5 protein-coding genes are annotated in these 3797 nt (G+C 69.2%); 1 reads left to right on the top strand and 4 read right to left on the bottom strand.

Annotated elements, in window-relative coordinates; genetic code table 11:
* From VFX99_RS05240 to VFX99_RS05225, 4 genes are all read right to left on the bottom strand, one after another.
* The coding region (locus VFX99_RS05240; RefSeq protein WP_414684322.1) for a GNAT family N-acetyltransferase at positions 1-229 on the bottom strand (229 nt) is incomplete at its 3' end.
* Positions 230-238: 9 nt separating this feature from the next.
* Positions 239-937, bottom strand: coding sequence for a uracil-DNA glycosylase (locus tag VFX99_RS05235; RefSeq protein WP_329665261.1), 699 nt, complete (start codon positions 935-937; stop codon positions 239-241).
* A 3-nt stretch (positions 938-940) separates the two neighbouring features.
* A complete protein-coding gene (locus VFX99_RS05230) occupies positions 941-1471 on the bottom strand; it encodes a phosphoribosyltransferase (RefSeq protein ID WP_329665260.1) in 531 nt (176 codons plus the stop codon).
* Positions 1472-1525: 54 nt separating this feature from the next.
* Positions 1526-2311, bottom strand: coding sequence for an SDR family oxidoreductase (locus tag VFX99_RS05225; RefSeq protein WP_329665259.1), 786 nt, complete (start codon positions 2309-2311; stop codon positions 1526-1528).
* A 141-nt stretch (positions 2312-2452) separates the two neighbouring features.
* On the opposite strand from VFX99_RS05225, the gene VFX99_RS05220 reads away from it, so the two are divergent.
* Positions 2453-3775 (top strand): bifunctional o-acetylhomoserine/o-acetylserine sulfhydrylase, encoded by a 1323-nt coding sequence (locus VFX99_RS05220; protein WP_329665258.1) that lies wholly within the window; start codon positions 2453-2455, stop codon positions 3773-3775.
* Positions 3776-3797 lie beyond the last annotated feature (22 nt).

Raw genomic sequence — 3797 nt, 5'->3', positions numbered from 1 at the left:
GCTTGCGCAGGTGCTCAACCTTGTCGCGCCACTGGGCAACGGTCCAGCGCTTCTCGTCGAACGTCACGACGGAGTTCGTGACGTAGTAGTTGTAGATCTCGCGGATATCGGGGATGTCGCGGTCCTCGACGGGCCGGATCGTGTACGCGAACTCGGGCTCCGGCGCGGGCAGCCTGCGCAGGTGACGAGGCAGCCGGCGGCGGTCCCGGTCGTATTCCTCCTCCAGCATCCCGTCAGCCTACGCTCCGGCAGGAAGGCGCCAATCGACGGCCGCGACGCCCTGCCGTTCAAGCAGGTCGTTGGCCTTCGAGAAGGGCCGCGATCCGAAGAATCCTCTGCTCGCAGAGAGCGGCGAGGGGTGGGGCGACTCGATGATGGGGGTCGACCCGAGCAGCGGACGCAGGTTCGCGGCATCCCGCCCCCACAGGATCGCGACGAGCGACCCGCCGCGGGCGACGAGCTCGCGGATCGCGTGCTCGGTGACCTTCTCCCAACCCCAGCCGCGATGGGATGCCGGGGCCCCGGGTGCGACGGTGAGCACCCTGTTCAGCAGCATGACGCCCTGATCGCTCCAGGCCGACAGGTCCCCGTGCGGCGCCGGCGGTATGCCGAGGTCGGCGTGCAGCTCCTGGTAGATGTTGGCGAGGCTGCGAGGCAGCGGCCGGACATGACTGTCGACCGCGAAGGACAGACCGATCGGGTGACCGGGCGTGGGATACGGATCCTGGCCGACGATCAGGATCTTCACGTCGTTGAGGGGCCGCTGGAAGGCGCGCAGCACGTGGTTGCCGGCGGGCAGGTAGCGCCGTCCGGCGGCGACCTCGCCCCGGAGACGTTCACCCAGCGCGGCGATGTCGGGGGCCACCGGCTGAAGAGCGTCCGCCCACCCCGCGTCGATCAGCCCCGCCTCGGCGAGCTGTTCAAGCGACTGCGCCACAGCTCAAGCGCCCTCGACGCCGGCCACCGCACTCGCGACCGGGACGACCGGCTCGTCCAGGACGGTGCCCTGCCAGGACCACGGGAAGTCGATCCACAGCGGCGTCTCACGCCACGAGTAGTCCGGCGTGGCGATCGACCCCGGCTTGGTGTACACCGTGACCGACCGCACATCGGCGCCCCGCTCCCGCAGCAGCGCGACGGCAAGGGCGAGCGTGCGCCCGCTGTCGGCGACGTCGTCGACGAGCAGCACGCGACGGCCGTCCAGGTACGCGATGTCCAGCGCGGGCGGGATCACTTCCGGTGCGTCCAGGACGGTGCCGATGCCCGTATAGAACTCGACATTGAGCGCTCCGCAGTTCTTCACGCCGAGCGCATACGCGATCGCACCGGCGGGCAGCAGTCCGCCGCGGGCGATCGCAACCACCACCTCTGGCGCGAATCCGTCCCGGAGGATCGCCCGGGCCAGCTCGCGCGAGGCCTCGCCGAACTGGTCCCAGGAGAGCCGCTCCCGCTCGTTCGACGCGTCACCCATTCCGGCTGCCTCCCCGTTCGCGTTCGTCGGTCGATCTCAGCGTAGGCCCGCACGTCAATCCGAGCCGCCGCGCACCCGCAGCGGGCCTCGCGCGAGCAGGTGCTGCGCCGACTGGGCCACAGGCCGCATCGTGATGAGGTCGAGGTTCACGTGCCCGGGGGCGTTGAGGGCGTACGCGATCACGTCGGCGACATCGGCGGCGGTCAGCGGCGCCTCGACGCCCTCGTAGACCCGCTCCGCGGCATCCCGGTCGCCCCCGAGCCGATTCAGCGTGAATTCCTCGGTGTAGACCATTCCGGGCGCGACTTCGATGACACGGATGGGCTCGCCGTTGAGCTCGAGCCGGAGCACATGCGCCAGCATCCCCTCGGCGGCCTTCGCAGCGTTGTAGCCGGACCCGCCGGGATACGGGGTGAAGGCCGCCGTCGAGGTCACGAACAGCGTGTCGGCGTACCCTGCGGATGCCGCGGCCTCCCGCAGGTGCGGCAGGAGCGCCGCGACCAGCCGCTGCGCGGACAGCACGTTGACGTCGAACATCCACTGCCAATCGGCGGGTCTGGCATCCTCGACGTGATCCGTGCCGCGTGCGCCCCCCGCGATGTGCAGCAGGGCGTTCACCGGCCCGGTCTCGCCGAGCCACGCGGCGAGCGCGTCGACGTCCTCCTGCCGGGTGAGATCGGCCGCGAACGCCACGGCACCCGTCTCGGCCTCCAGTGTCTGCAGCCTGTCGGCGCGCCGGGCGACGCCGACGACGTCCCAGCCGCTCGCGCGCAGCGCCCGCGCCGCCGCCTGGCCGATCCCTGAACTGGCCCCTGTCACCACTGCACGTCGCGCCGTCATGCATCCACGCTACCCACGATCACAGGCCCGGGTATTACGTAACATTTCCCGCTCGTTGTTGACAGAGGCGGCGGATCCATACTCTCGGTTCAGGTCGCGGCGCCCGCCGCCGCCGCTCGACACACCCGCAGGAGCACGCACATGTCCGCACCCGAGAACTGGCGCTTCGAGACCAAGCAGATCCACTCCGGCGCCCAGCCGGACCCGGTGACCAAGGCTCGCGCCACGCCCATCTACCAGACGACCTCCTATGTCTTCGACAATGCGACCCACGCGGCGAACCTGTTCGCGCTCGCCGAGTTCGGCAACATCTACACGCGCATCCAGAACCCGACTCAGGCGGTCGTCGAGGAGCGCCTCGCCGCTCTCGAAGGGGGCACCGGCGCCCTCCTTCTCGCCAGCGGCCAGGCCGCCGAGACGATCGCGGTGCTCAACATAGCCGAGGCCGGCGACCACATCGTCTCGTCGAGCTCGATCTACGGCGGAACGTACAACCTCTTCAAGTACACGCTGAAGAAGCTCGGCATCGACGTCACCTTCGTCGAGAACCAGGACGACGCGGAGGAGTGGCGCGCAGCGGTGCGCCCCAACACCAAGCTCTTCTTCGCCGAGACGATCGGCAACCCGAAGATCAACATCCTCGACATCCGCCTCGTCGCCGACATCGCGCACGAGAACGGCATCCCGCTCATCGTCGACAACACGATCGCCACACCGTATCTGATCAGGCCCTTCGAGTTCGGCGCCGACATCGTGGTGCACTCTGCGACCAAGTTCCTCGGTGGGCACGGCACCGTCATCGGCGGCATCATCGTCGACGGCGGAACGTTCGAGTGGTCCAAGAACGTCGATAAGTTCCCCGGCCTGACCGTGCCCGACCCGAGCTACCACGGCGCGAGCTACACCGCGGCCGTCGGCGACGGCCTGGCGTACATCATCAAGGCGCGCGTGCAACTGCTGCGTGACCTCGGGGCCGCAATCTCACCGCAGAGCGCGTGGCTGCTCATCCAGGGCATCGAAACGCTGTCGCTGCGCATCGAGCGTCACGTGCAGAACGCGCAGGAGATCGCGGAGTGGCTCGAGAACCAGCCCGACGTCGCGTCGGTCAACTACTCGGGGCTTCCCACCTCCCCCTGGTACGCGAAGGCGAACGAGTACGCGCCCAAGGGCGTCGGAGCCGTGCTGTCCTTCGAGCTGAAGGGCGGCGTCGAGGCCGGACGCGAGTTCGTCAACTCGCTGACCCTGTTCAGCCACCTCGCCAACATCGGCGACGTGCGCTCGCTGGTCATCCACCCCGCCTCGACGACGCACTCGCAGCTCACGCCCGAGCAGCAGCTCACCACCGGTGTCACGCCGGGCCTGGTGCGCCTGTCGCTCGGCCTGGAGAACATCGATGACCTGAAGGCCGACCTCGAGCAGGCGCTGGCCGCCGCTCGACGGGTCAGCGAGGCGGCACGCGCGTAGCCTCGCGACCTGTGCAGAGGAT

Source organism: Microbacterium sp., from assembly GCF_036277215.1.
GTDB lineage: Bacteria > Actinomycetota > Actinomycetes > Actinomycetales > Microbacteriaceae > Microbacterium.
This window is presented reverse-complemented; position numbering and strand designations above follow the sequence as displayed.